General features: G+C 72.7%; 29 protein-coding genes. 16 read left to right on the top strand and 13 right to left on the bottom strand.

The window, feature by feature from the left end; translation table 11 throughout:
- Window positions 1-62 precede the first annotated feature (62 nt).
- Complete coding sequence (locus LUM46_RS26515; protein ID WP_274998306.1) at window positions 63-1,670, bottom strand: vWA domain-containing protein; 1,608 nt, start codon at window positions 1,668-1,670, stop codon at window positions 63-65.
- A gap of 234 nt (window positions 1,671-1,904) precedes the next feature.
- On the opposite strand from LUM46_RS26515, the gene exaC reads away from it, so the two are divergent.
- Window positions 1,905-3,428 carry an acetaldehyde dehydrogenase ExaC gene (gene exaC, locus LUM46_RS26510; protein WP_274998305.1) on the top strand — a complete coding sequence of 508 codons (1,524 nt, stop codon included), beginning with the start codon at window positions 1,905-1,907 and terminating at the stop codon, window positions 3,426-3,428.
- Between the two features lie 99 nt (window positions 3,429-3,527).
- Complete coding sequence (locus LUM46_RS26505; RefSeq protein ID WP_274998303.1) at window positions 3,528-3,947, top strand: DUF779 domain-containing protein; 420 nt, start codon at window positions 3,528-3,530, stop codon at window positions 3,945-3,947.
- Window positions 3,948-3,996: 49 nt separating this feature from the next.
- Here the strand turns inward: LUM46_RS26505 and LUM46_RS26500 are convergent, their stop codons facing one another.
- A complete protein-coding gene (locus LUM46_RS26500; protein WP_274998302.1) occupies window positions 3,997-4,410 on the bottom strand; it encodes a hypothetical protein in 414 nt (137 codons plus the stop codon).
- Window positions 4,411-4,536: 126 nt separating this feature from the next.
- On the opposite strand from LUM46_RS26500, the gene LUM46_RS26495 reads away from it, so the two are divergent.
- On the top strand, window positions 4,537-5,322 hold the full coding sequence (locus LUM46_RS26495) for a MerR family transcriptional regulator (protein ID WP_274998300.1): 786 nt from the start codon (window positions 4,537-4,539) through the stop codon (window positions 5,320-5,322).
- On the opposite strand, the gene LUM46_RS26490 is transcribed toward LUM46_RS26495, so the two are convergent.
- Window positions 5,301-5,915 carry a DinB family protein gene (locus LUM46_RS26490; protein WP_274998299.1) on the bottom strand — a complete coding sequence of 205 codons (615 nt, stop codon included), beginning with the start codon at window positions 5,913-5,915 and terminating at the stop codon, window positions 5,301-5,303. The genes LUM46_RS26495 and LUM46_RS26490 overlap by 22 nt on opposite strands.
- Window positions 5,916-5,970: 55 nt before the next feature.
- Between LUM46_RS26490 and LUM46_RS26485 the strand changes: the two genes are divergently transcribed.
- Both LUM46_RS26485 and LUM46_RS26480 read left to right on the top strand, forming a co-directional pair.
- Window positions 5,971-6,855 (top strand): PfkB family carbohydrate kinase, encoded by an 885-nt coding sequence (locus LUM46_RS26485; RefSeq protein ID WP_274998298.1) that lies wholly within the window; start codon window positions 5,971-5,973, stop codon window positions 6,853-6,855.
- The gene (locus LUM46_RS26480) at window positions 6,846-7,484 is read left to right on the top strand and encodes a nucleoside/nucleotide kinase family protein (RefSeq protein WP_274998297.1); all 639 of its coding nucleotides are present in this window, start codon (window positions 6,846-6,848) and stop codon (window positions 7,482-7,484) included. The genes LUM46_RS26485 and LUM46_RS26480 overlap by 10 nt, the downstream gene beginning before the upstream one ends.
- 46 nt (window positions 7,485-7,530) lie before the next feature.
- On the opposite strand, the gene LUM46_RS26475 is transcribed toward LUM46_RS26480, so the two are convergent.
- On the bottom strand, window positions 7,531-8,196 hold the full coding sequence (locus tag LUM46_RS26475) for an Rv3235 family protein (protein ID WP_274998296.1): 666 nt from the start codon (window positions 8,194-8,196) through the stop codon (window positions 7,531-7,533).
- A gap of 54 nt (window positions 8,197-8,250) precedes the next feature.
- Entirely contained in the window at window positions 8,251-9,141 is an 891-nt protein-coding gene (locus LUM46_RS26470; protein WP_274998295.1) for a LysM peptidoglycan-binding domain-containing protein, read from the bottom strand.
- 153 nt (window positions 9,142-9,294) lie between these two features.
- Here LUM46_RS26470 and LUM46_RS26465 point away from each other — a divergent pair, with 153 nt between their 5' ends.
- Window positions 9,295-9,849, top strand: a complete 555-nt coding sequence (locus tag LUM46_RS26465) for a hypothetical protein (protein ID WP_274998294.1) — start codon at window positions 9,295-9,297, stop codon at window positions 9,847-9,849.
- Window positions 9,850-9,936: 87 nt separating this feature from the next.
- On the opposite strand, the gene LUM46_RS26460 is transcribed toward LUM46_RS26465, so the two are convergent.
- Window positions 9,937-10,155 carry a helix-turn-helix transcriptional regulator gene (locus tag LUM46_RS26460; RefSeq protein WP_116673897.1) on the bottom strand — a complete coding sequence of 73 codons (219 nt, stop codon included), beginning with the start codon at window positions 10,153-10,155 and terminating at the stop codon, window positions 9,937-9,939.
- Window positions 10,156-10,350: 195 nt separating this feature from the next.
- Here LUM46_RS26460 and LUM46_RS26455 point away from each other — a divergent pair, with 195 nt between their 5' ends.
- From LUM46_RS26455 to hisN, 3 genes are all read left to right on the top strand, one after another.
- A complete protein-coding gene (locus LUM46_RS26455) occupies window positions 10,351-11,040 on the top strand; it encodes a CpaB family protein (protein WP_274998292.1) in 690 nt (229 codons plus the stop codon).
- Window positions 11,037-12,320 (top strand): CpaE/TadZ family protein, encoded by a 1,284-nt coding sequence (locus tag LUM46_RS26450; protein WP_274998291.1) that lies wholly within the window; start codon window positions 11,037-11,039, stop codon window positions 12,318-12,320. Before LUM46_RS26455 ends, LUM46_RS26450 begins: the two co-directional genes overlap by 4 nt.
- A gap of 99 nt (window positions 12,321-12,419) precedes the next feature.
- Window positions 12,420-13,205 (top strand): histidinol-phosphatase, encoded by a 786-nt coding sequence (gene hisN, locus LUM46_RS26445; RefSeq protein ID WP_274998314.1) that lies wholly within the window; start codon window positions 12,420-12,422, stop codon window positions 13,203-13,205.
- A gap of 49 nt (window positions 13,206-13,254) precedes the next feature.
- On the opposite strand, the gene LUM46_RS26440 is transcribed toward hisN, so the two are convergent.
- The gene (locus LUM46_RS26440) at window positions 13,255-13,821 is read right to left on the bottom strand and encodes a DUF6912 family protein (RefSeq protein WP_274998289.1); all 567 of its coding nucleotides are present in this window, start codon (window positions 13,819-13,821) and stop codon (window positions 13,255-13,257) included.
- 163 nt (window positions 13,822-13,984) lie between these two features.
- Here LUM46_RS26440 and LUM46_RS26435 point away from each other — a divergent pair, with 163 nt between their 5' ends.
- Both LUM46_RS26435 and LUM46_RS26430 read left to right on the top strand, forming a co-directional pair.
- Complete coding sequence (locus tag LUM46_RS26435) at window positions 13,985-14,620, top strand: DUF6928 family protein (protein WP_274998287.1); 636 nt, start codon at window positions 13,985-13,987, stop codon at window positions 14,618-14,620.
- 65 nt (window positions 14,621-14,685) lie between these two features.
- A complete protein-coding gene (locus tag LUM46_RS26430; RefSeq protein WP_274998285.1) occupies window positions 14,686-15,114 on the top strand; it encodes a VOC family protein in 429 nt (142 codons plus the stop codon).
- An 18-nt stretch (window positions 15,115-15,132) separates the two neighbouring features.
- Here the strand turns inward: LUM46_RS26430 and LUM46_RS26425 are convergent, their stop codons facing one another.
- From LUM46_RS26425 to LUM46_RS26410, 4 genes are read right to left on the bottom strand one after another with little or no spacing between them, the layout of a single operon-like run.
- The gene (locus LUM46_RS26425) at window positions 15,133-15,660 is read right to left on the bottom strand and encodes an endonuclease V (protein WP_274998283.1); all 528 of its coding nucleotides are present in this window, start codon (window positions 15,658-15,660) and stop codon (window positions 15,133-15,135) included.
- A 2-nt stretch (window positions 15,661-15,662) separates the two neighbouring features.
- Complete coding sequence (rsgA, locus tag LUM46_RS26420; RefSeq protein ID WP_274998281.1) at window positions 15,663-16,802, bottom strand: ribosome small subunit-dependent GTPase A; 1,140 nt, start codon at window positions 16,800-16,802, stop codon at window positions 15,663-15,665.
- Window positions 16,803-16,815: 13 nt separating this feature from the next.
- Window positions 16,816-18,141 carry a 3-phosphoshikimate 1-carboxyvinyltransferase gene (gene aroA / locus LUM46_RS26415; RefSeq protein ID WP_274998279.1) on the bottom strand — a complete coding sequence of 442 codons (1,326 nt, stop codon included), beginning with the start codon at window positions 18,139-18,141 and terminating at the stop codon, window positions 16,816-16,818.
- 44 nt (window positions 18,142-18,185) lie between these two features.
- Window positions 18,186-18,659 carry a DoxX family membrane protein gene (locus tag LUM46_RS26410; RefSeq protein WP_274998278.1) on the bottom strand — a complete coding sequence of 158 codons (474 nt, stop codon included), beginning with the start codon at window positions 18,657-18,659 and terminating at the stop codon, window positions 18,186-18,188.
- A 438-nt stretch (window positions 18,660-19,097) separates the two neighbouring features.
- Between LUM46_RS26410 and LUM46_RS26405 the strand changes: the two genes are divergently transcribed.
- Together LUM46_RS26405 and rsrA are read left to right on the top strand one after the other, a co-directional pair.
- The gene (locus LUM46_RS26405) at window positions 19,098-19,892 is read left to right on the top strand and encodes a sigma-70 family RNA polymerase sigma factor (protein ID WP_274998276.1); all 795 of its coding nucleotides are present in this window, start codon (window positions 19,098-19,100) and stop codon (window positions 19,890-19,892) included.
- Window positions 19,889-20,164, top strand: coding sequence for a mycothiol system anti-sigma-R factor (gene rsrA / locus LUM46_RS26400; protein WP_274998275.1), 276 nt, complete (start codon window positions 19,889-19,891; stop codon window positions 20,162-20,164). Before LUM46_RS26405 ends, rsrA begins: the two co-directional genes overlap by 4 nt.
- 122 nt (window positions 20,165-20,286) lie before the next feature.
- Here the strand turns inward: rsrA and LUM46_RS26770 are convergent, their stop codons facing one another.
- Complete coding sequence (locus tag LUM46_RS26770; protein WP_156968370.1) at window positions 20,287-20,361, bottom strand: 50S ribosomal protein bL37; 75 nt, start codon at window positions 20,359-20,361, stop codon at window positions 20,287-20,289.
- Between the two features lie 197 nt (window positions 20,362-20,558).
- Between LUM46_RS26770 and LUM46_RS26395 the strand changes: the two genes are divergently transcribed.
- The 3 genes from LUM46_RS26395 to LUM46_RS26385 all read left to right on the top strand — a co-directional run bounded on the left by LUM46_RS26395 (window position 20,559) and on the right by LUM46_RS26385 (window position 22,977).
- The gene (locus LUM46_RS26395) at window positions 20,559-21,428 is read left to right on the top strand and encodes a DUF4097 family beta strand repeat-containing protein (RefSeq protein WP_274998273.1); all 870 of its coding nucleotides are present in this window, start codon (window positions 20,559-20,561) and stop codon (window positions 21,426-21,428) included.
- Window positions 21,428-22,102 carry a PadR family transcriptional regulator gene (locus tag LUM46_RS26390; RefSeq protein ID WP_274998271.1) on the top strand — a complete coding sequence of 225 codons (675 nt, stop codon included), beginning with the start codon at window positions 21,428-21,430 and terminating at the stop codon, window positions 22,100-22,102. The genes LUM46_RS26395 and LUM46_RS26390 overlap by 1 nt, the downstream gene beginning before the upstream one ends.
- 77 nt (window positions 22,103-22,179) lie before the next feature.
- Window positions 22,180-22,977 carry a DUF4097 family beta strand repeat-containing protein gene (locus LUM46_RS26385; protein WP_274998269.1) on the top strand — a complete coding sequence of 266 codons (798 nt, stop codon included), beginning with the start codon at window positions 22,180-22,182 and terminating at the stop codon, window positions 22,975-22,977.
- Window positions 22,978-23,064: 87 nt separating this feature from the next.
- On the opposite strand, the gene LUM46_RS26380 is transcribed toward LUM46_RS26385, so the two are convergent.
- A complete protein-coding gene (locus LUM46_RS26380) occupies window positions 23,065-23,658 on the bottom strand; it encodes a GDSL-type esterase/lipase family protein (RefSeq protein WP_374727005.1) in 594 nt (197 codons plus the stop codon).
- Window positions 23,659-23,664: the final 6 nt, after the last annotated feature.

The following is a 23,664-nucleotide window of genomic DNA, read 5'->3' as shown; positions in this document are numbered from 1 at the left end:
CTCTGATCAGACCAATGCATTAAAAGGCTGCATCCAGTCGCGCATTTCATGCGAAGTAAAGATCACGCCAATCTGCGGTAGGCGTCGACCAGGTCGACGAACTCCGCCCGCAGGCCGTACGGGTCGTCGCCCAGGGCGCGCGAGGCGCGCTCCCTGACGGCGTCGAGGCTCGCATCGGCCCGGTACTCGGAACCGGTGGCGATCAGCCCGAGCTCGGCCACGGCGGAGGCGAAGGCGAAGTCCGCCGTCGGTGCCGACGTGAGGGCGTCCGCGCCGACGGGGAACTCGGCCTCGGTGCTCACAGCGGGCTCGGCGCCGCCGGGGGTCTTGTACCGGACGTGCACGGTCATGAAGTCGGTGCTGTCGCCGGCACCGGAGCCGGCGTCGGCGTCGGCTGGAACCAGCTCGTAGAACGCGGTCACCGAGTGCCCGGCGCCGACGTCGCCCGCGTCCTTGGCGTCGTCGGCGAAGTCCTCGTCCGCGAGACGCCGGTTGTCGTAGCCGATCAGCCGGTACGAGCCGACGACGGCAGGGTTGAGCTCCACCTGCAGCTTCAGGTCCTTGGCCACCACGAACATGGTGGAGCCGAACTCGTCCACCAGTACCTTGCGCGCCTCGGCCAGGGTGTCGATGTACGCGTAGTTGCCGTTCCCGTGGTCGGCGATGGCCTCCATCGTGCTGTCCTTCAGGTTGCCCATGCCGAAGCCCAGCACCGAGACGTAGACACCGGACTCCCGCTCGGCCTCGATCAGCTCGGTGAGGTCCTCGGGCGTGGACGGCCCGACGTTGAAGTCGCCGTCGGTCGCCAGGACGACCCGGTTGTTGCCCCCCTCCACGAAGTTCTTCTCGGCCAGCTCGTACGCCGTCCGCAGCCCGTCCGCGCCGCCCGTGGAGCCGCCGGCCCGCAGGGACCGCAGCTGGTCCACCAGCACACCGTGCTCGGAGCCGGGCACCGAGTCGGCGACCACCTGGTTGTCACCCGCGTACGTCACGATCGACACCCGGTCGTCCTCGTCGAGCTGTTCCACCAGCAGCGCGAACGACTCGGCGAGCAGCGGCAGCTTGTTCGGCTCGTCCATGGACCCTGACACGTCGAGCAGGAAGACGATGTTGTTGCCCTCCGACGTCGGGATCGCCTCCGTCGCCTGGACCCCCACCATCGCGAGCTGGTGCTCCGGGTTCCACGGCGCGGGCGCAACCTGGGCAGACACCGAGAACGGGTGCTCCGCGCCGGCGGCCGGCGCCGGGTAGTCGTAGTCGAAGTAGTTGACCAGCTCCTCGATGCGCACCCCCTCGGGGGTGATGCCCTGGTTCACCTGGCGGCGCAGGTTCGAGTAGGACGCCGTGTCGACGTCGGCCGAGAACGTGGAGAGCGGGCTGGTCGCGACGTCCTGGAACGGTGCCTCGGGGGAGTCGTCGTAGTCCTCGCCCGAGCCGTCCGGTGCCTCGACGGGAGGCAGCGGCGCGACGTCCGTGCCGATCAGCGGCTCAGGAGCCGGGACCGAGAGCTCCGTCGTGTCGACGGCAGTCTCCGCGGAGCCGCCCGCGGCCGTGCAGCCCGCGAGCGCCAGCGTCGCCCCGAGCAGGGCCGCGAGCGCCGTCGCCGGTCGGCCTGTGGGGCGTGCGCGGGGTCGGGTCCGGTGGGGTGTGGGTGCCGGTACGGATGTCATGGGGCGGCCTCTCGTCGTGGTCGGCTTGCCGGCTGGGTCCGGCGTCCTGTCCTCTGCCGTTCATGTGTGCTGCCGCAGGCGGGGCTTGCCCGGGCGAGGTCACGGTCCGGTTGCAACGTCGGTGCAACGCCTGGCCGCCTAACCTCGCCCCACTCGGGTGCGCCGCTGCACCCGGGTGTGGCTCCGCCGTCGGGCAGCCGACGGCGGGCACGAGAACCTGCGAGGAGGCAGACCATGACCGTGTACGCAGCCCCAGGTACCGAAGGTGCCGTCGTGACCTTCCGGCCCCGGTACGACCACTGGATCGGGGGCGAGTACGTACCGCCCGCCAACGGCCAGTACTTCGAGAACCCCAGCCCGGTGAACGGGCGGACCTTCACCGAGGTGGCGCGCGGGGACGCCGACGACATCGACCGGGCCCTCGACGCCGCGCACGGCGCCGCCCCCGCGTGGGGTCGTACGTCGGTCACGGAGCGGGCGATCATCCTGAACAAGATCGCCGACCGCATGGAGGAGCACCTCGAGGAGCTGGCCGTCGCGGAGACGTGGGAGAACGGGAAGCCCGTCCGCGAGACCCTGAACGCCGACATGCCGCTGGCGATCGACCACTTCCGCTACTTCGCGGGGGCGATCCGGGCGCAGGAGGGGTCGATCAGCGAGATCGACGGCGACACCATCGCTTACCACTTCCACGAGCCGCTGGGCGTGGTCGGGCAGATCATCCCGTGGAACTTCCCGATCCTCATGGCCGTGTGGAAGCTGGCGCCGGCGCTCGCGGCGGGCAACGCGGTGGTGCTCAAGCCGGCCGAGCAGACGCCGACGTCGATCCTGTACCTGATGGAGCTCATCGCGGACCTGCTGCCGCCGGGCGTCGTGAACGTCGTCAACGGGTTCGGCGCGGAGGCGGGCAAGCCGCTGGCGAGCTCGCATCGGATCCGCAAGATCGCGTTCACGGGCGAGACCACCACGGGCCGCCTGATCATGCAGTACGCGTCGCAGAACATCATCCCGGTGACGCTGGAGCTCGGCGGCAAGTCGCCGAACATCTTCTTCAGCGACGTCGCGGCGGCGAAGGACGAGTTCTACGACAAGGCGCTCGAGGGCTTCACGATGTTCGCCCTCAACCAGGGGGAGGTGTGCACCTGCCCGTCGCGGGCGCTCATCCAGGCGGACATCTACGAGTCGTTCCTGGCCGACGCCGTCGTGCGCACCGAGGCGGTCAAGCAGGGCAACCCGCTGGACACCGACACGATGATCGGGGCGCAGGCGAGCAACGACCAGCTCGAGAAGATTCTCAGCTACTTCGACATCGGCAAGGCGGAGGGCGCCAAGGTGCTCACCGGCGGGTACCGGGCCGAGATGGAGGGCGACCTCGCGGGCGGGTACTACGTGACGCCCACGATCTTCGAGGGCAAGAACTCCATGCGGATCTTTCAGGAGGAGATCTTCGGGCCGGTCGTCGCGGTCACGGAGTTCGGCGACTTCGACGACGCCATCAAGGTCGCCAACGACACCCTGTACGGGCTGGGCGCCGGCGTGTGGACCCGCTCCGGTGCGGACGCCTACCGGGCGGGCCGGGCGATCGAGGCCGGGCGGGTATGGACCAACTGCTACCACGCCTACCCGGCGGCCGCCGCGTTCGGCGGCTACAAGGGGTCGGGCGTCGGCCGCGAGAACCACAAGATGATGCTCGACCACTACCAGCAGACGAAGAACCTGCTGGTGAGCTACGCGCAGGGTGCGCAGGGCTTCTTCTAGGAGCCCGCCACCCCGGGGCCCACCGCCCCGGGGCGTCAGGCGTACAGGCCGTTCGGGGGCCTGTACGCCTGACCCCGCGACCGACACGAGGAGGCCTTCATGTCCGACGACGTCCGCTCGCCCCAGGTGGCCGACGCACGGCCCGCACGGGTCGCCGTGACCGACGCCGCCGCGGAGCTGCTCGTGCGGCTGCGCGACAAGCACGGCGAGCTCATGTTCCACCAGTCCGGCGGCTGCTGCGACGGCTCGTCACCCATGTGCTACCCGGACGGCGACTTCATCACCGGCGACGCCGACGTGCACCTCGGCGACCTCACGATCGGGTCCGACGGCGCCGCGTTCACCGTCCCGGTCTGGATGAGCCGCAACCAGTTCGAGTACTGGAAGCACACCCACCTCACCATCGACGTGGTCCCCGGCCGGGGTGCCGGGTTCAGCGTGGAGGCGCCCGAGGGCGTGCGCTTCCTCATCCGGTCCAGGCTGTTCACCGACGACGAGGCGGAGCTGCTCCGGGACTGATCCCGGTACCGCGACCGGGCGCCGGGCCGACCGTCGTTCGGGCCGACCGTCAGTCGGGCGTGAGGGGACGGACCCCGTGCGCCGTCGCGAGAAAGAACGCGGCGAGCGTGATGCCGTGCTCCGCCGCGGCCGACCGGAGCGCCGCGCGCCACGCGAGGTCGTCGAAGGAGGCGACCGCCGGGCCGGGCCGTTCCAGCATCAGCACCACCGAGGAGCCCGGCTCGTCCCGCAGGATCTCGTGCCACGCCAGCGCCAGGTTGCTCACCGTGAGCACGTCGGGCTCGTCCGGGACGTGGTCGATCGGCACGATCACCGGCAGCGGGCGGCGCTCGCGGTCCAGCAGCACGAACCACAACGTGCGACGGCGCGGGACGGCGCAGTCGTGCAGGAACGTCGCGAACGCGAGCAGCGCCGCGTCGTCAGCCAGCGGTTGATCCGGAATGATATCGCTTGATGTCGTCATGGGTTCAGTATTGCCGCGGTTCCCGGGGACGATCCGAGTTATCCACAGGCGTCCTCGACTGCCCCGGCAAACGTCTTCGCATCAGGGCTTGAAGTTGACGCGACGTCAACCTCTACCGTGAGAGACATGCACTGGTCCATCCAAGAGATCGCGCGGCTGACCGGCGTCACCAGCCGGACGCTGCGGCACTACGACGCGGTAGGGCTTCTGCCCGCCGTCCGGACGACGGCGAGCGGTCCGCGCCGCTACGACCGCACCTCCCTGGTGCGGCTGCAGCGGATCCTGCTGCTGCGCGATCTCGGGCTCGGCCTCAGCGACATCGCCGAGGTGCTCGACAGCGACCGGGACGAGGCGCAGGCGTTGCGTCGTCACCTCGTCTCGCTGCGGGCGGAGCAGGACCGGCTGGCGCGGCAGATCGCGTCGGTCGAACGGACGGTCGCTGCACTCGACAAGGACCCCGAAGCGAAGGAGAACATCATGGCGCAGGACATGCTCGACGGATTCGACCACACCCGGTACGAGCAGGAGGTGACCGAGCGTTGGGGCCGCGACGCGTACGTGAAGAGCGACGCGTGGTGGCGCGGCCTCGGCCAGGAGGGGCAGGACCAGTTCAAGGCGCAGATGCACGCGTTGGGCACGGCCTGGACCGAGGCCGCGGAGGCGGGGCTGGACCCCGCGTCGGACGAGGCGCAGGCGATCGCCGCCCGGCACGCCGCGTGGCTGGTCTCCATCCCCGGCACTCCGGGCCACGAGCAGGGCCGGCCCGCCCGTGGCTATCTGCTCGGCCTGGGCGACATGTACGTGGCGGACGACCGGTTCGCCGCGAACTACGGCGGCACCGAGGGGGCCACGTTCGTCCGTGACACGCTGCGCGTCTACGCCGAGCGGGCCTACGCTGAGGGGGATGACTGAGCCCGGTACCGAGCCCGGTAGAGATCACGCAGCAGGCAGATCTCGGCGCCGTGCGCCATGGCCTCGCGGCTGAGGTGCGTCACGAGGGCCGCGATCGGGAACTCCGCGTACTCCAGGCCCTTCGGGCCGATTGGGCGCTGCAGGGACTCGTCGTCCAGTGCGGCGATCCCGGCCCGCCACGACCGGTAGCCCTCGTCGAGCATGGCGAGGCCGCCCGCGGCGGTGATCGGAGTCTCGGGCCAGTGCCGCGGGTCGAACATGTCGGCGTCGGCCGGCGCGTCCGTCGGTCCGAAGAGGGCTCGGGCGCGTCGGCCGAACACGTCCCGGCCCAGGTGCACCATCCGCCACGCGATGGTGGTGACCGGCGGAGTCTCCGGCTCGGGTACCTCGTGCTCGAGCCGGGGCATGCCGTCGGGCCCACGGCGTACGCTCCAGGCCGGCGAGGCCGGTTCCCAGAGGTACTCGTCATCGGGGAGCCCGTCCAGGCGCGGCCAGAGATGAAAGTCCCAGTAGAAGCCCAGCTGGTCCAGCAGGAGGTCACGCCACGTCGTGGAGGGTGCGGTGGAGGACGTCGTAGGCCCGGCAGTAGTCATGACGTGGACGGTAGCCTCGGTCACTGACACGCAGTTTCACGGGTAGCCTCTGCACATGCCAGAAGCACCAGCCGAAGCTAGCCAAAAACTGCCCGTGACCTGCTGGTTTGCTGGTCTGACGACGCTCGATGTGATCCACCGCAGCGCCGTCCGGCCCGGTCCCAACCAGAAGATCACCGCCGTTCGACAGGACGTTTCCGCGGGCGGCCCCGCGGCCAATGCCGCGGTCACCGCCGCGACGCTCGGAGCGCGGGCTCTTCTGATCAGTGCGCTGGGGACCGGCTCGGTGGGCTCCGCGGCGCGCGGCGACCTGGAGCGGCACGGCGTCGAGATCCACGACACCGCCGAAGGTCGTGAGATCCCGCTGGCCGTCTCGGCGGTGCTGGTCGACGACGCCACCGGCGACCGTTCGGTCGTATCGCCCGACGCCACGCTCACCGACGGCCTCGACGTGAGCTCCGCGGATCTCGACGCCCTCCCCCGGCCGGACGTCGTACTGCTCGACGGCCATCACCCCGACCTCGCGCGGAGCGTGCTCGCGTACGCGAACGCCCTGGAGCCCCGCCCCCTGATCGTCCTCGACGCCGGCCGGTGGCGGCCCGTCTTCGCCGATCTCATGGGAGCGGCCGACGTCACCGCGCGGTCCGCGGACTTCCGTGCGCCGGCCGACGTCGCGCGCTCCCCGGCCACGGTCGCGACGCACGGCGCGGCACCCGTGACGTGGTGCGACGACGACGGCAGGCGCGGTGCCACCGACGTGCCGACCGTCGACGTGCGCGACACGCTCGGCGCCGGAGACGCGTTCCATGGTGCACTGGTCGTGGCGCTCGCCCAGGGTGCCGACCTGGAAGCCGCCGTCGCGGAAGCGGTACGGGTGGCATCCCTCCGGGTGCAGTACGTCGGCCCGCGCTCCTGGCTGGAGAACCTCTCGTGCGCCTGACCACCGCAGAGCTCGTCGAACGGGCAGCCCGACTGGCGGCCGAGGCCACCCGCGCCGGCCGGACGCAGGTCCTCGGCATCACCGGAGCGCCCGGCGCGGGCAAGTCCACGCTCGCTGCCGCCCTGGTCGCGGGCCTGGCACCCGGCACCGCCGTGGTGGTGGGCATGGACGGGTTCCACCTGTCCGACGTCGTCCTGGAGGCCCGCGGCAGCCGGCATCGCAAGGGCGCCATCGACACGTTCGACGATGCCGGGTACGCCGCCCTGATCGACCGGATCGCGGACCGGGCCCCCGGTGGTCCGCCCGTCTACGCTCCGGAGTTCCGCCGTGAGATCGAGGAGCCGATAGCCGCCGGCACCGCCGTCACCGACGAGCCTTTGGTGATCACCGAGGGCAACTACCTTCTCGCGCCGGGCGGTGCCTGGCCGTCGGCCCGCGCGCGCATGGCGGAGGTCTGGTACGTCGACCTGCCGGACACCGAGCGGCTACGGCGGCTCGTCGCCCGGCACCAGGTCTACGGCAAGTCATTGCCCGACGCCGAGGCCTGGGCCGGCGGCACGGACCAGCGCAACGCGGACCTCATAGCGGCGACCCGGGACGAGGCGGACCTGATCGTCGAGTGGATGTAACCGTCGGGCAGGTCCGGCCGGGGCGCGAACCTGGCCGCGGACCGGGTCAGCCGATCTCGAGGACCGCGACGCGCCAGACCCCGCGCCGTGCCTCCAGCCGGACCGCCGCCGCCCGCACACGGCCCTCGTCGTGCAGGATCACCGTCGCCTCGGCGGAGGACGCGCCCAGCCGCACCATCCGCACCCGGCGGACCGTCGCCGGGTGCGCCTTCGGCCGCGGCGCCCGGCTCTGCTGCGCCTCCCGCATGAGCCTGCCTCGTTCCAGGAGCGCGTCGTAGACCTGGGGTGTGACCCAGCGCGCGAGCTGGGCAGCGGGCCGCTCGCCGCGGAGCACCTCCACCGCGGCGCGGACCACGCGGCACACCTGCGCGGTCGGATCGGGCAGGGTGGGGTCCGGCTCGGGGGTCGGCCGGCCCGCCACCGCCTCCAGGGCGGCCGCAGCGTTCTGCAGCTCCGGGTAGGGCGTGCCGCCGATCCGCATGCGCCGGAGCCGCCGACCGATGCCGGGCCCCGTGACCGGCCCGACCCGAGGCGCGGCCGGCCGGCGGGTCGGTGCGGGCGCAGCGGGTGTCTTCCGGGGCGCCGCGCTGCGCCCCGGCGCCTGCTGGGCGGGTGTGCGCGGGGTGGGTGCGCGCTGAGCGGACGCACTCTGGTCGGGCGGGTCCGGGACGGTCGCGGGCGCGTCGTCGGGTGGGGCGTCGAGCGTGGTCATCCGGGTCTCCTGAGGCAGCAGCGGGGAAGGGGTGGCGTGGAAGGGCGGCGTGGGTCAGGGCTGCCGCAGCACCGTGCCGGGCCGGATCAGGTCGGGGTTCGTGCCCAGCACGTGGCGGTTGGCCTGGTGCCATCGGGTGACCGCGGAAGCGATCTCGGCGTCGGACGAGCCCGAGCCGCCGCTCCCGGAGGCGAGCCGGTCCGCGGCGATCGCCCAGAGGGTGTCGCCGGGCTCGACGACGACCAGTGGCTCGCGTGCGGTTCCGGTGCGCTGGCTGCGGTTGACGAGCGACAACCGTTCGGGTCTCGGCCGCGGGCTCGACGCGGCCGACCCGTCCGCCGCCCGGCTGCCCGTCCGGTCGTGGTCCGTCGACTGGCGCGCCGTCGGCTGCCAGCCGAGGTCGAGCACGACGGCCGTACCGCCGTCCGCGGACGGGCCGGTTCCGGTAGCGCGGTCCGGCACGGCCATCGCCGTCGGCACCGTGAGGGCGAGGCCCAGCCCGGCACCTGCGGCCGCCCGGGCGAGGCGGCGGACGAGCACCGGTGCGTGCAGCGCGAGGGCCCGTTCGCCCGCCACCCAGCGCCTGCCTCGCCGGCTCGCGGCGACGCAGGCCAGAGCCAGCAGCGCATGCAGGCCGACCCGGCCGGCCACCACCGTTCCCACGGCTACCGCCGCGAGCTCGACGATGTCCTCGACGGGGAACAGGGCCGTGCCGAGGTCCGATCCGACCTGCCAGGCGCGGGCGCCGAGCGCGGCGGCAGCGGCGACGAACGCGAGGCCCAGCACCAGCAGACCGGTCGCGCCCCGACGGATGCTCGCCGCGCGCGCCGGTGTCTCCGCGGCAGGCGTCCGGTGCCCTGTCGGCCGGGTCCCTGCGGCCTCCGCCTGCTGACGATTCGTGGCGCCGTAGGCCGACGGCGCATGACTGAGGGCGTTGCTCGGCATGGTTCCCCCTGCAATGGTCGAGTTCCGGACAGGATGGGCCAACCAGAGACGGTTGATGGTCTTTGGTGCTGTCCGATGATCGATATTCAACCTCGGTGCCGTCGGGGTGTCTACCGGAGGGCGCGATGGCTGTGGATAGCGCAGGGTGTTCTCATGGCATCCACGTCCGCGGCTGGTCCCACTCGCTGGGAGGCCCTCTTCGGGGACCTCGAGGCGCAGGCCCGTGCGCAGTCAGCGGCCGAGGCCGACGCGCTGGTCTCCGAGATGACGCGTGCCGAGCACGCGACGATGACGCTCGCGGACCGGTTCCGCGCGGTCGTCGGGGCGGTGGTCACGCTGGAGCTGCTGGGCGGCGCCCCGCTGCGCGGTGTCGTGCGAGAGGCGGCGGACGAGTGGGCACTCGTCCAGGGGGTCCGGCCGGAACCGGTGTGCCAGCATCTCGTCCCGCTGGCCGCGCTGGCCGCCGTCCACGGGCTGGCCCGGCAGGCGTCGCCGGCGGCGTCGCGGAGAGATGCGCTGGGGCTGGGCCCGGTGCTCCGGGCGCTGCAGCGGGACCGTGCGCGGGTCACGGTGCGCACGCTGAGCGGGACCGTGGGTGGCCGGATCGCACGGGTCGGCCGGGATCATCTGGACGTCGATGTACTCGATGATCGGGGAACTGTGCTGGTCCCGTTCTCTGCCTTGCTGGTCGTGAGCGAGGCGCCGTGAATCGGCGGTGAATTCAGCAAACTGAGAGCGGGACCGGTGTCACTCCACGTGAGTGCGCCGGTCCCGTCGGTATGCAGCTGAGGGCTTTCAGGCGTCCGTGGTCGCAGAGCCCTTGAGCCGCTCACGGCTCTTTGCGTACATGCGCTCGATGTATGCCTCGAGCTCGGCGGCCTCGACGCGCCAGACCTTCTTGGGGCCCACCTGGATGGCAGGAAGGTCGCCGGTCCGAACCAGTGCGTAGCCCTGGGCCATCGAGATGTTCAGGGTCTCGACCACATCGGCCAGAGAGAGAAAGCGCTTTTCCATGGGAACAGTGTGGCACGAGACACCGACATGAGGGGGTTATCCACAAGAAGTGTTTATCTGATGCCGGATCGGCGACGTTCGATCACTATGGTTCCGGCGCTCTGCCTACGCTGCGCACCATTCTGTCCGGATCGACGCGTCAACTTCTACGCGAAGGTCTACCCAAAGTCCACCAAAGTACGCGGAAGGACCGAGATGACGTATGCCCCGGCCGCCCCGGCGCCACCCGGCCTGGGTCAGGGTCTCCCCGAGCCGGTGGCCACGCGGCTGCGCCGTCCTCGCTGGCGTGACCCGCGGCTGCTGACCGGTGTCGTCATCGTCGCCCTGTCGGTGGCGCTCGGTTCCTGGGCGGTCGCGTCGGCGAGCCGCACCGTCCCGGTGTTCGTCGCGGACGGCGCCCTGACACCCGGGGAGCCCCTCACGGCCGACGCGCTCCGCCCCGTCGACGTCCGGCTCGGCGCCGGTACGGGGCGCTATCTTCCCGCGGACGAGCCGCTGCCCGAGGGGGTCGTGGTGCTCCGCGTCGTGGACGACGGCGAGCTGGTCCCGTTCACCGCACTCGGTACCGACGCAGGCGTCCGGTCGGTCGCGGTACCCGTCGCGTCCGGCCTGTCGGACCGGATCCGGGCCGGCGCCGTGGTGGACCTGTGGTTCGTGCCCGACGCCCCGGTCGCGCCCGGCGCGGACGCCGACCGTCCGGAGCCGAGCACGCTCGCGCAGGAGGTCGTCGTCGAGCAGGTCGACGCCGAGGAGGGCGCGATCGTCGTGGACGGCACGGTGACTCTGCACGTCCTGGTCCCGGCCGACGCGCTCCCGACCGTGCTGGCCGCGCTGTCCGACGCCGGCACGGTCGCCGTGGTGCCGGTGGCAGGTGGCCTCCGATGAGCGAGGAGCGGATGGTCACCGTGCTGGTGGCGGTGCACGCGCCGGAGGTGGAGGCGGCCGCTGTCACCGTGCTCGGCGCGCAGCCGCAGGTGACCGTGGCGCGCCGGTGCGCGGAGCTGGCAGAGCTCCTGGCGGCGGCCGAGGCCGGGGCGGGGACGGCCGCCGTCGTCTCGGGGGACCTGCCCGGCCTGGACCGCGAGGCGGTGGCCCGGCTGCGCGGTGCCGGTCTGCGGGTCGTCGCGCTCGAGGACCCGGCGACACCTGCCGAGCGCCTCGCCGGGCTGGGCTCCGACGTGGTCGTGGCCGAGGGCGACATGGAGAACCTCGTCGCCGCGGTCCGGGGCGCCGCACCGGAGGTCGCTCCGCCTGCTGCCACCGTGCCCGACCTCGGCGGCAGGCCCGGCACGCTCATCGCCGTGTGGGGACCGTCCGGCTCGCCGGGGCGGACCACCACCGCCATCGAGCTCGCGGCGGCTCTCGCCGGAGTGGGCGCCGCGACGCCGCGCCGGTCCGGCCTGCTGCGCCGGTCGCGCCCCGTGCCACCGCCGAACGGGGCGCGCACGGTCCTGCTCGCTGACGCCGACACCTACGCGTCGTCCGTGACCTCCCGCCTCGGGCTGCTCGACGACGCACCGGGGCTCGCCGCGGCCGCCCGCGCCGCCGGGCAGGGCGTGCTCGACGTCGTGACGCTGGCCGGGCACAGCCCGGTGGTGCTGCCGGGCGTACGGGTGCTGACCGGCATCACCCGCGCGTCCCGCTGGCCGGAGCTGCCCGCCGCCTCGCTGGACATGGTGTTCCAGCGGTGCCGCGAGCTCGCGGCCTGGACGGTCGTCGACTGCGGACCGGTCCTCGAGACCGACGAGCTCCTGACGTACGACACGCGTGCGCCGCAGCGCAACGGCGCGACCCTGAGCGCTCTGCAGGCGGCGGACGTCGTGGTGGTCGTCGGTGGCGCGGATCCCGTCGGCCTGCAGCGTCTGGTGCGGGGCCTGGAGGACCTGCGCGACACTGCGGTGCCGGTGCCCGCGGCCCGCCTCGTGGTGGTGAACCGGGTGCGGGACTCCGCCGTCGGCCGACGGGCCGAGTCCCAGGTCCGCGACGCGCTCGCGCGGTACGCGGGGGTCGACGACGTGCACCTCGTGCCCGACGACCCCGGCGGCCTCGACGCCGCCCTGCTGGCGGGGCGGGTCCTCGCCGAGTGCGCGCCGGGCTCCCCGGCGCGGGCCGCGTTCGTGGGGCTCGCGGAGCGGGTCCGAGAGCTGGTGCCCGCGCCGGTCTGACGGTCGCGCCGGGGAGCCTCCCGGGTAACGATCCGCCGTACCGGCGCGGCTGGGCGGCGGAAAGGCCGCATCCGACGCTAGGTTGTGCCCGTGGCTGCCATGACGAAGGACAACTACGCCGACGACCTCCGTCTGGCGCACGTGATCGCCGACCAGGTCGACTCCATCACCATGTCACGGTTCAAGGCACTGGACCTCAAGGTCGAGACCAAGCCTGACCTGACCCCGGTGACCGACGCCGACCGCGCGGCCGAGGACTTCATCCGAGGACAGCTCGCGCGGGCGCGCACCCGCGACGCGATCGTCGGCGAGGAGTACGGCGCCGCCGGGAACGGCGCGCGCCGCTGGATCGTCGACCCGATCGACGGCACCAAGAACTTCGTGCGCGGCGTCCCCGTGTGGGCCACGCTGATCGCGCTGGCCGACGGTGACGAGGTGGTCGTGGGCCTGGTCAGCGCTCCGGCACTGGGCCGGCGCTGGTGGGCGGCCAAGGGCTCCGGGGCGTGGACCGGCAAGTCGCTCGCGGCCGCGAACCGCATGTCCGTCTCCGGGGTGTCCCGGGTCGCCGACGCCTCGTTCAGCTACGCGTCCCTCGGCGGCTGGGAGGAGCGCGGCTCGCTCGACGGCTTCCTCGACCTGACGCGTGCGTGCGCGCGCACCCGTGGGTACGGCGACTTCTGGTCGTACATGCTCGTCGCGGACGGCGCCGTCGACATCGCCGCCGAGCCCGAGCTCGAGGTGTACGACATGGCCGCACTGGTGCCGATCGTCACCGAGGCGGGTGGCACGTTCACCTCGCTCGACGGGAAGCCCGGGCCGTGGGGCGGCAACGCCGTCGCCACGAACGGCAAGCTGCACAAGGAAGCGCTCGACTACCTGGCCTGACCGGCGCGCGACCCCGGGCCGAACCGCTGGTCGAGCGGGTCGTCACCGCTCATCCCCGCGGGATGTCCTTGATCTCGCTCCAGTCGTACCAGAGCAGGTCCCGGTCGGTGACCCGCTGCAGCGCCGCGTCCAGTGCGGTCTCCGACTCCGCACCGACGTCCGCCGTCGTCTCGGCGTCGCTCTCCTCGTCCGCAGCCGCGAGGACGTCGGCGATGTCGGCCGCGGCCTCCAGCTCGTCGACGTGCACGCAGACGATCCGCACGTTCTCGACGGTGCTGGTCACCTCGATCTCGGAGGCGGCCACCTCGTCGTCGTCCGCGCCGTCGGACGCCCCGCCGCCGGCGACCGGGCCGACCGTCGCGTCCGGCACCTCCACCGTGATGACGACGCGCTGGTGCGGGGCGTCCGAGCGGCCGGCGATCAGCGCGAGGGAGTCGTCGGCGGCGTTCAGCGCCGCGACGTACTCGAGGCCCTCGGCGTCCTCGTCGGGCAGGGTGGTCTCGAGGTCCTTCGTGACGGCGTGCGCCCGGCGCGGGGCGACGGTCCAGCGCGCGGCGTCGGAGGAACGGGTGACGGCGTCGAGCTCGTCGAGCGTGGCGGGCACGTAGATGCGCATGTGCCCAGTCTGCCGCTGATCAGGCGGTCGTGTGGCACGGTGGTGACCTGTCCGCCCGGCACGGCGGCCGCCTGGGGACCGCGACCGCCGAAGTTCGTCCGCTGCTCGGGATGCGCCTGGGTAGGGTCTGGCTAGCCTTGCGGCGAGCGACGATGGGGGATCTGTGGGAGCGAAGACGGCCATGCTGGTGTACACGGACGGCGATGTGGCGGAAGGACTGACCGAGGCGGCGGAGTTCGCCGACGAGGCGGGCGCGGCCGAGCTGCTCGGCCTGCTGTGGCCGCCCGCGCGGATCCAGCCGGACGGCGAGGAACCGTGGGAGCTCGGCGACGCGGTGTTTCCGCCGCAGGGGCGTGCGTGCGCGCTGTCGACGCCCGCGGTGGACGTCCTGTGCGACCAGGCGCTCATGCTCGACCGGCCCTCGCAGCTGCCGGCGCACCTGGTCGACGCGAGCCTGGGCCGCACCCTGTACCTCCACGCGATGCACAGCGCGGTGGACTGGTTCGCCTTCGCGGTGTGGCAGGACGGCGCTCTGGTGCGCTCGCTGAGTCTGTCGCCCGACGACGGGGTCCTCGAGGACACCGGTGCGCGGCTCGCCTTCGAGGAGCCGTTCTGGGCGGGCGAGCACCCCGCGCCGGCCGGTACCGGGTATCCGTTCCCGTTCCACCCGCTGGTCCTCGGGGACCGCGCACTGCAGGAGTTCTTCGGGTTCAGCGGTGACGGCGCCGAGGACGGCGGCCCGTCGGCCGGCCGCCTGGACCCGTGGGCCGTCGAGCTGTTCGGATTCCAGGTCGTGTAGGCCGGTCCTCGCTCGACAGATCTTCGAAATACTCGTACATTTGTTCGAGATCGAGGAGGTCTGTCATGCCCGAACCCACAGCCGTTCCCGAACCCGCGGTCATTCCCATGCTGTCCTACCAGGACGGTGTCACCGCCATGGACTGGCTCATCGAAACCTTCGGCTTCACCGAGGCAGAACGCTGGCTGGACGACGACGGCCACCTCTCCCACGGCGAGCTCCATGCCGGGGGCGGCCGCGTGATGCTGTCCGAGCTCGCGTCCTACGAGGGCCCGGCGGCCCACCGCAAGCACTGCACCGCGGCGGACGCGTGGCTGTCGACGCCCTGGGTGATCGACGGTGTGCTGGTCCGTGTGGCCGACGTCGACGCCCACTTCGCCCGCGCCCGGGCGGCCGGTGCCGGCCTGCTCTCCGGGATCGAGGAGGCCCCGTACGGCCGCCTGTACCGGGCGGAGGACGTGGAGGGCCATCGCTGGATGTTCCTCCAGCCGTGAGCCCGGTCCGTCGCGTGGCTAGCTGTTCCGAACCGGAACGGCCCCCCGCGCCAGCCGGTCCACGCGGCGCAGCGCGTCGGGGAACCGTGCGTCACCGGCCATGCCGTGCACCAGGGTCGCTGCGGCGTCGACCGCCATGCCGGATGCCGTGACGTACAGCGGCCGTGCCGACCGTCCCCGCAGCACCTCGGCGGCCTGTGTCGCGGTCCGGAACCGGGTCTTGGCGACACCGAGGACGACGGGAGCGAGCCCGGCGTCCGCGACGTGGGCGCCGAGCCCGGGGCTCCCTGCCGGGTCGAGGTCCACGTACCCGTCGACGATCAGCAGGCCCACGGGCGCGACGCCGGCCAGGACCCGTTCCAGCGCCGGCAGCTCGCGCTCGTAGAACCGGCCGGGTCGATACGCCGCCACCTGCTCGACGAGCACCGTGCGCTCCTCGACCAGGGTGGTGAACGCGGCGTCGTCGGCGACGATCAGCGCGGCCCGCGCCCCGCCGTCGTCCAGGTACTGCACGTCCACCGCGCCGTAGCGCGAGCTGCTGGTCACGGTCAGGCGTCCGAGCCCGTCCGGGACGCGAGCAGGCGGCGGAACGAGGTGAGCCGGGCCGCGCGGGCCGGCCGCTCGTCCTCCGGCGAGGCCTCGATCCAGTCGTCGAGGGCGCAGTCCGGGGCGTCGGCGAGGTGGGTGCAGCCTCGCGGGCACTCCTGGGCCACCTCGTCGAGGTCGTCGAACGCCCGCAGCAGGTGGGACACCTCGACGTGGGCGAGGCCGAAGGAGCGGACACCCGGGGTGTCGATCACCCAGCCGTCGAAGGTGTCGGTGGGCGAGCCCTCCGTGACCGCGACGGGCAGCGCCAGCGCCACCGCGGAGGTCGATGTGTGCCGGCCCCGGCCCGTCACGTCGTTCACCACGCCGGTGGCGCGCTTGGCAGCCGGCACCAGGGCGTTGATCAGCGTCGACTTGCCGACCCCCGAGTGCCCCACCAGCACGGAGACCAGGCCGCGCAGCCGCTCGCGGACCTCCTCGACGGACTCGGGCACCAGGATCATGCCGCCGGCCGTCTGGCCGGCGCTGTTCGCGCCGTCGGTCTCGTCGTCCGACGGCGCGCGCTGCGTCACGACGACCTCGACGCCGAGCGGCTCGTAGAGCGCCCGCAGCTCGTCGGGGGAGGCCAGGTCGGCCTTCGTCAGGCAGAGGAGCACCGACATGCCGGCGTCGTAGGCGGCGACGACGCAGCGGTCGATCATGCCGGTCCGCGGCTCGGGCTGGGCCAGGGCCGTGACGATGACCAGCTGGTCCGCGTTGGCGACGACGATCCGCTCGTACGGGTCGGTGTCGTCGGCGGTGCGGCGCAGCGTCGAGGTGCGCTCCTGGATGCGCACGATGCGTGCGAGAGAGCCCTCGCCACCCGACACGTCGCCCACGACGTCCACCCGGTCACCCACGACCACGCGGGTGCGCGTCAGCTCCCGAGCCTTCATGGCGGTCACGATCTTCTCGCCGGACGCACCGTCGCCGCCGCCGTCGTCGGGATCCTTGACCAGGAGCGTGTAGCGCCCCCGGTCCACGCCCGTGACCAGGCCGGTCACGGCGTCCGAGTGCTCGGGGCGCTGCTTGGTCCGGGGGCGCGAGCCGCGCTTGGTCGGGCGGGAGTGGAAGTCCGACTCGTCGATGTCGCGGCGGCCCATCAGCAGAGGCCCATCAGGCAGCCGCGCCGAGCATGCCGAGCCACATGCCCGTGAAGTCGGGCAGGGTCTTCGCCGTCGTGCCGACGTTCTCCACCAGCACACCCGGCACGCGCAGCCCGAGCAGCGCCGCGGACGTCGCCATGCGGTGGTCGGCGTACGTGCGCACGACGTCGCCGTGCAACGGCCGGGGCGTGATCACCAGGCCGTCGCGGGTCTCCTCGGCCCGCCCGCCGAGCCGCGTGATCTCGCGGGCGAGCGCCGCCAGCCGGTCGGTCTCGTGGCCGCGCAGGTGCGCGATCCCGCGCAGCCTGGAGGGGGAGTCTGCCAGTGCGGCCAGTGCGGCGAACGTGGGCGCGAGCTCGCCCGCTGCGCGCAGGTCGACGTCGATCCCGTGCACCTGGCCCGTCCCCGTCACGGAGAGGACCCCGTCGGCCAGGGTGTAGGTGCCGCCCATCCGTTCCAGCAGCTCGGGGACCAGGGCGCCGGGCTGTGTGGTCAGGGTCGGCCAGCCCGGGACGCGGACGGTGCCGCCCGCTGCCAGCGCGGAGGCGAGGAACGGCGCCGCGTTGGACAGGTCGGGCTCGACGCGGACGTCGCGGGCGGCGATCGGGCCGGGGGAGACGTCCCACATGCCGTCGCGGGAGTCGTCGACCACCACGCCGACGTCGCGCAGCGTGGCGACCGTCATCTCGATGTGGGGCAGGCTCGGCAGCGTGGCGCCGATGTGCCGCAGGCTGAGGCCACGCTCGAAGCGGGCCGCGGCGAGCAGGAGCCCGGAGACGAACTGTGAGGACTCCGAGGCATCGACGTCGACGGCGCCTCCCGGCACGCTGCCCCGGCCCTCCACGGTGAACGGGAGGTGGCTCGGCAGCGCGGCGGGGTCCGAACCGGCCGAGGGGTCGTGCACCGTGATCCCGAGGGTGCGCAGCGCAGCGAGCACGGGGAGCATCGGGCGGACGCGGGCCTCGGCGTCGCCGTCGAACCGGACCGGCCCGTCGGCGAGCGCCGCGAACGGGGGCAGGAATCGCATCACGGTGCCGGCCAGGCCCGTGTCCACCTCGGTGTCGCCGGTGACAGGGCCGGGTGTCACGTGGAGCGTGCTGGGCTGGTCGCCCTCCTCGACGCGCGCACCCAGGGCACGCAGGGCGCGGATCATGAGGTCGGCGTCCCGGCTGCGCAGGGCGCCGCGGAGCGTGCCGGGGCCGTCCGCGAGCGCGGCGAGCACCAGGAGCCGGTTGGTGAGCGACTTGCTGCCGGGTATCTCGACCGTCGCGTCCAGCGGGGCGCCTGCGAGAGGCGCCTCCCATGTCGGTGCGGGCGCGGTGGTGGAGGAAGTCATGTGCCGAGATTATCGCGGACCGCGCCGCGGGCGTCGCGGCCGGCTCAGGCCTCGGCGCGGGCGGCCTTCGCGTCCGCGCGTGCGGCGCGTGCCTGCTGGACGCGCCACGACAGGCCAGGCCGGCCTTCGAGGTCGGCGCCAGCGATGAGGGCCGCGCCCACGGAGGCGAGGGTGTGCAGGAACCGCTCCGTTCGCTGGGGCCGCTCGTCCTTGGGGGCGGTGAAGGGCTGGTTCACCGCAGCGAGCGGCAGCGTGAGCAGGGCCAGCGCCAGGGCGGACGCCCGCGGCGCCTTGCCGAGCGCGAGCAGCGTGCCCGCGGTGGCGGTGGCGATGCCGTGCGCCCGGACCAGCGTGGTCACCTGCTTCTCGCTGAGCGGCTCGGCGCCCAGAGCCTGGGTGGCGAGGGCGGACCCGGTCTTGGCCGCGGCCACGTGCTCGCTCGGGTTCCGGGCAGCCTGCACGCCGTCGTAGATGAACGATGAGGCCAGGAGGGGTCGCGCGATGTGTCGAAGCAGCATGTCTCCACCTTGGCAGATGCGGGCGGTGAACGCAGCAGGATGCTGGCACGGGATTGCTCACGGGATGTCGTGCGGTGCGCCGCAGGGCGAGCAGCGGGGAATGGTTCGGGACACACCGGGAATTCGACGTCGGGAGCGCGGGTTGAACCCGTCGTGGAGCGATGCCTCGAGAAGGATCCGGTGAAGAACAGGGTGATCGACACGGTGACAGATACAGCGACCAGCGGGGTGACCAGCGGGGCCGCCGGCGCGGCGCCGGGTGCGACCGCAGGCCCGACGTCGGGTGCGCAGCCCGCGCCCGTGATGTTCGGGGCGGTCCCGGCGCACCTGCTCGACCCCGGTGTGGACGCGGTCCTGGCGACCGCGAAGTCCACGGCGGATGCTCTGTCGGCGGCCCTGGCGAACACCGGGTGGCCGACGAGGCTAGGCTCAAGTGCGATGACTGACACTTCCCGCGAGCAGAACACGGGTGCCGACGAGGTCGGCACCGACGCCGGGGCGCGCCCCGACACGAACGCGAGCGAGGGTGTTGTCGGTACCACGGAAGCGACCGCGGCCGAGAGCACCACTGAGCCCAGCACTGTGACCAGGCCCGGAGCCACCAGCGAGGACAGCGCCGACGAGGGTACCGAGCGCTCCCCGCAGGAGGAGGACGCGACGGCTCGCGCCGCGCGGTTCGAGCGGGACGCGCTCCAGTACCTCGACCAGCTGTACTCCGCGGCGCTGCGCATGACGCGCAACCCTGCGGACGCCGAGGACCTGGTGCAGGAGACGTTCGCCAAGGCGTTCGCGGCGTTCCACCAGTACCGGCCGGGTACCAACCTGAAGGCCTGGCTGTACCGCATCCTCACGAACACGTTCATCAACAGCTACCGCAAGAAGCAGCGGGAGCCGCAGCAGTCCCAGGCGGAGGACGTCGAGGACTGGCAGATCGCGCGCGCGGCGTCGCACACCTCGCGGGGCCTGCGCTCGGCCGAGGCCGAGGCGCTGGACCGGCTGCCGGACAGTGATGTGAAGCGGGCGCTCGCCGAGCTCCCGGAGGACCGTCGGATGGTCGTGTACTACGCCGACGTCGAGGGCTTCCCCTACAAGGAGATCGCGGAGATCATGGGAACTCCGATCGGGACCGTGATGTCCCGGCTCCACCGCGGACGACGGCAGCTGCGTGAGCTCCTGGCCGACTACGCCGCTCAGCGAGGACTCGTCAGCCAGGCGCCCGGAGGTGCGCAGTGAACAACATCGAACCGATCCCGCACGACACGGCGGGTGAGTCGGAGTGCCAGCACGCGCTGAAGCACCTGTACGAGTACCTGGACTCCGAGATGACGCCGGAGGACGAGCAGCGCATGCGCGCGCACGTCGCCCACTGCTCGCCGTGCCTGGCGGAGCTGAGCGTCGAGGACCTCGTGAAGCAGCTGGTGCGCCGCTCCTGCAGCGAGCGCGCGCCGGACACGCTGCGCGTGCGTATCCACGAGCAGCTGACGGTCATGACCGTCGCCGAGTGACGACGGGCTGACGTGCCGGTCTGAGACAGGCGGGCATGACGAAGGGCCGGGACCCCATGGGTTCCGGCCCTTTCGTGTGCCCCGCTGGGCGGCTCACGGTCCTGACGGACGCTTGAGCCTGCTCAGGCGTTGGGACGCTTGCCGTGGTTGGCAGCCGAGCCCTTGCGGCTACGGCGCTTGCGACCGCGCTTGCTCATGGGTGTCTCCTGACAGGTGACGGAATGAATGCCTCCATGATCCCACAGATCGCGGGGTTGTCCGTTCGTCGGCGGGCGTCCGCTCGGCGTCAGGGGGTTGCCGGGTCGAAGAACGCGATATATCGTGTCTGAGGTCAACGCGATATATCGCGTTACGCAGCGAGGGCCCGAGCCAGCCACGAGCACCGGAGGAAGCCATGAGCGCAGACAGCTGGACCGTCACCGGTCCGCAGACCATCGAGCTCGACGGCGTGACCACCGTCGACGCGCACGTCGTCGACGGCCGGCTCGACATCGTGGCGCACGACGAACCGGTGGTCCGGGTGGAGGTGCACTCCGTCGAGGGCAGGTCCCTCGAGGTGCGTCTCGTGGACGGGCGCCTGGTGATCGAGCACGAGAGCGGCCTGTCCGGCTGGGGCTCGTTCGTCAAGAGGTTCGCGGACTTCGGCGGCAAGGCCCGCGCGGACATCCATGTCGCGGTCCCGGCCGGCACCACCGTGCGGCTCGGCACCGTCCGCGGTGAGGGCCTCCTCGCCGGTACGACGGCGGGCGCGTCGGCGTCCACCGTCTCCGGCTCCCTGCTGGTCTCCCGCACGGCCGGCGACCTCAAGCTCAACACCGTCTCCGGCGAGGTGACGGTGCGCGACCACGTCGGTGACGTCACGAGCAACACCGTCTCCGCCGATGTCGTGGTGAGCGCCTCCGCCGACTCCGTCGTGTCGTCCTCGGTCTCCGGCGACGTGACGTTCGACCTGGCGACCCAGCCCCGCTCCGTCCGGGTCAACACGGTCTCCGGGAACATGCTCCTGCGCGTGCCGGACGAGCGGGCCGTCGAGGTGTCGGTGCAGAGCGTCAGCGGGCGCGTGACGCTGGGCGGCCTGCAGTTCACCGGCGGTGGTGGCTCGAAGGTTGCGGGCGGCGACCGGGCGACCGGCCCGGGCGTCATGCAGCTGCGGGTGACCGGGGTCTCCGGTGACGTCACGGTGATCGGCGGGCCGCAGGACGCCGCCGTCGCCGACGCTCCCGCCGGAGCGGCGACCGCGGACCAGTCGCCAGTGGAGCTGTAGTGCCTCCGGTGTTCGCCCACGGGGAGCTGCGCCTGTACCTCCTGGTGCTGCTCCTGGACGGGCCCCGGCACGGGTACGAGCTCATCACCGAGCTCACCCGGCGCTTCGGCGGTACCTACCGCCCCAGCGCAGGCACCATCTACCCACGCCTGGCCCGGCTCGAGGAGGAGGGCCTGGTGCGCCGTTCGGTGCCGGGCGAGCCCGGTTCGCCGGGCGTCGGCCGCAAGGCCACCTACGAGCTCACCCCGGCCGGCCACGCGGAGATCGAGGCTCGCTTCGACGACGTCAAGCGTCTCGAGCGCAGCGTGGCCGAGACGGTGCGCAGCCTGGCGGACGAGGTGCGGGCGGACGTCCGCGACACGATGCGCGGGCTGCGCGCGGAGCTCGCCGCCGCCGCGCAGGAGGTCCGCACGCGACCGCGGCCCGGCACGGCACCGGACCCGCGCCGCACGCAGTCCAACTCGCTGCGGCACGATGCCGAGGCGGTCCTGCAGCGGTTCCGCAACGACGTCCTGGCCGACCTGCGTGAGGCCGACGTCGCCGGTACGGTGTCGGCGCTGACCGTGGAGACGCTCCGCACCGTCCTCGACTCGGCACGGTCCGCGATCCGTGGGACGCTGCCGCACAGCACGACCTCTCCGCCGGGTCGTGCAGATCGCACCGAACCAGAGTGAGGCCCGCTCCCGTGCGGGCACCCACGAGAGCCATCCCTGAACCACCCAGCAACGTCCCCAACGAACGGAGCACAGCGATGACCACCGAGTCCTGGAGCGTGGCCGCCCCGCAGACCATCGAGGTAGGCGGCGCCTCGACCCTGATCGTCCGCCTGACCAACGGTCGAGCGGAGATCGTGGCAGACCCGAACCGCACGTCCGGCGCCCTCGTCGAAGTCCTGGAGGTCTCGGCGCGCCCGCTGCAGATCCTCGCCGAGCACGGCAACCTCCGGGTCGCCTACGACTTCCCGGGGCTCGAGGGCTTCGTGGACCGGTTCCGTGGCCTCAAGGACCAGGACGCCGCGGTGGTGCGGGTGACCGTGCCCGCCGCGTCGGTGATCGACGTCGCGACCGTCGGGGCCGAGGTGGTGGTGACCGGCTCGCGGTCCGGGGTCAACGTGAGGACCGCCGGCGGTGCGATCACCGTGACCGGCGCCTCCGGGTCCGTGACCACGAAGTCGGGCACGGGAGCGGTGATCGTTGCCGAGCACACGGGTGACGCATCGGTCTCGACGGTCTCGGGCGCGGTGTCCGTGGTGGGCGCCCTGGGCCGGGTATCGGCCCAGACGGTGTCCGGCGCGGTGGACGTCACCGCCATCGGCACCACGCCGCTCGTCAACGCCAAGACGGTCTCCGGCCCGGCCGCGGTGCAGCTCGACGCCGGTTCCCCGGTGAACCTCCGGGCGCGCAGCGTCACGGGCAAGGTGATGATCGACGGCGTGCAGGCGACGTCCAGCGCGCAGCGCACCGTCGTCGTCGACCACGCGGAGCCGGGGGCGGGGGCGTACATCTCGACCAACACGGTCTCGGGTACGGCCACGATCACCCGCGGCTGACCCCACCCCGCCGAGGTTGTCACCCAGCGCGAAGAACTGGGTGACAACCTCGCCAGGTGACTACTTCGGCAGAGGGGGCGGTGCGGGTCAGGCGACCTCGTCCTGGGGGAGGCCCAGCCAGGCGTGCCAGCCGGTGTGCAGCACGAGCCACGCCATCAGTCCGTAACCGGCCTGGCCGGGGTAGACGCCCCCGCTCTGCGCCAGGTCGGCGAGCCACTGCTCGTGCTGGGCCAGCGGCGTGTACGTGTCGACGTACGGCACCCGCCGCCGGCTGGCGACGTCGGCGAACGCGTCGGACAGCTCGGCGATCCGGTCACCCTCGGCGGGCATCCCGGGCGGTGGCCCGACGACGAACGCCGCCGTCCGGTTCGCGTCCGCGACGTCGAGGATGTTCGCCAGGTTCAGGCGCGAGCGCGCGACGGTGAGCCCGGAGGCGACGTCGTGCCGCCCCAGAGCCACCACCAGGCGGTTCTCGATCTCGGAGTCCGAGCCGAACCGCGCGGCGGTCTCCGCCTCCCAGCGGGCGCCGAGCTGCGTGCTGGTCTCGCCGGGCACGGCGAGGGTGAAGAGCATGGCGGGCCGGGAGAAATGGGTGCGCGCGACGACGCGACCGGTCCAGCCCAGCGCACGAGCGTCTCCGACACCCGTGGCCAGCTCGTCACCGACGACGCAGATGCGCACCTCGCG

The sequence above is a fragment of the Promicromonospora iranensis genome (assembly GCF_028994805.1).
GTDB classification, from domain to species: domain Bacteria; phylum Actinomycetota; class Actinomycetes; order Actinomycetales; family Cellulomonadaceae; genus Promicromonospora; species Promicromonospora iranensis.
The sequence above is the reverse complement of the archived record's forward strand: the minus strand, read 5'-3'. Positions and strand labels throughout refer to the sequence as shown.

Bases quoted from the DNA above. Each gene is read 5' to 3' on its own strand.
- LUM46_RS26515 (WP_274998306.1), bottom strand. From the start codon at position 1,670: ATGACATCCGTACCGGCACCCACACCCCACCGGACCCGACCCCGCGCA.
- exaC (WP_274998305.1), top strand. From the start codon at position 1,905: ATGACCGTGTACGCAGCCCCAGGTACCGAAGGTGCCGTCGTGACCTTC.
- LUM46_RS26505 (WP_274998303.1), top strand. From the start codon at position 3,528: ATGTCCGACGACGTCCGCTCGCCCCAGGTGGCCGACGCACGGCCCGCA.
- LUM46_RS26500 (WP_274998302.1), bottom strand. From the start codon at position 4,410: ATGACGACATCAAGCGATATCATTCCGGATCAACCGCTGGCTGACGAC.
- LUM46_RS26495 (WP_274998300.1), top strand. From the start codon at position 4,537: ATGCACTGGTCCATCCAAGAGATCGCGCGGCTGACCGGCGTCACCAGC.
- LUM46_RS26490 (WP_274998299.1), bottom strand. From the start codon at position 5,915: ATGACTACTGCCGGGCCTACGACGTCCTCCACCGCACCCTCCACGACG.
- LUM46_RS26485 (WP_274998298.1), top strand. From the start codon at position 5,971: ATGCCAGAAGCACCAGCCGAAGCTAGCCAAAAACTGCCCGTGACCTGC.
- LUM46_RS26475 (WP_274998296.1), bottom strand. From the start codon at position 8,196: ATGACCACGCTCGACGCCCCACCCGACGACGCGCCCGCGACCGTCCCG.
- LUM46_RS26470 (WP_274998295.1), bottom strand. From the start codon at position 9,141: ATGCCGAGCAACGCCCTCAGTCATGCGCCGTCGGCCTACGGCGCCACG.
- LUM46_RS26465 (WP_274998294.1), top strand. From the start codon at position 9,295: ATGGCATCCACGTCCGCGGCTGGTCCCACTCGCTGGGAGGCCCTCTTC.
- LUM46_RS26460 (WP_116673897.1), bottom strand. From the start codon at position 10,155: ATGGAAAAGCGCTTTCTCTCTCTGGCCGATGTGGTCGAGACCCTGAAC.
- LUM46_RS26455 (WP_274998292.1), top strand. From the start codon at position 10,351: ATGACGTATGCCCCGGCCGCCCCGGCGCCACCCGGCCTGGGTCAGGGT.
- LUM46_RS26450 (WP_274998291.1), top strand. From the start codon at position 11,037: ATGAGCGAGGAGCGGATGGTCACCGTGCTGGTGGCGGTGCACGCGCCG.
- hisN (WP_274998314.1), top strand. From the start codon at position 12,420: ATGACGAAGGACAACTACGCCGACGACCTCCGTCTGGCGCACGTGATC.
- LUM46_RS26440 (WP_274998289.1), bottom strand. From the start codon at position 13,821: ATGCGCATCTACGTGCCCGCCACGCTCGACGAGCTCGACGCCGTCACC.
- LUM46_RS26430 (WP_274998285.1), top strand. From the start codon at position 14,686: ATGCCCGAACCCACAGCCGTTCCCGAACCCGCGGTCATTCCCATGCTG.
- rsgA (WP_274998281.1), bottom strand. From the start codon at position 16,802: ATGGGCCGCCGCGACATCGACGAGTCGGACTTCCACTCCCGCCCGACC.
- aroA (WP_274998279.1), bottom strand. From the start codon at position 18,141: ATGACTTCCTCCACCACCGCGCCCGCACCGACATGGGAGGCGCCTCTC.
- LUM46_RS26410 (WP_274998278.1), bottom strand. From the start codon at position 18,659: ATGCTGCTTCGACACATCGCGCGACCCCTCCTGGCCTCATCGTTCATC.
- LUM46_RS26405 (WP_274998276.1), top strand. From the start codon at position 19,098: ATGACTGACACTTCCCGCGAGCAGAACACGGGTGCCGACGAGGTCGGC.
- LUM46_RS26395 (WP_274998273.1), top strand. From the start codon at position 20,559: ATGAGCGCAGACAGCTGGACCGTCACCGGTCCGCAGACCATCGAGCTC.
- LUM46_RS26385 (WP_274998269.1), top strand. From the start codon at position 22,180: ATGACCACCGAGTCCTGGAGCGTGGCCGCCCCGCAGACCATCGAGGTA.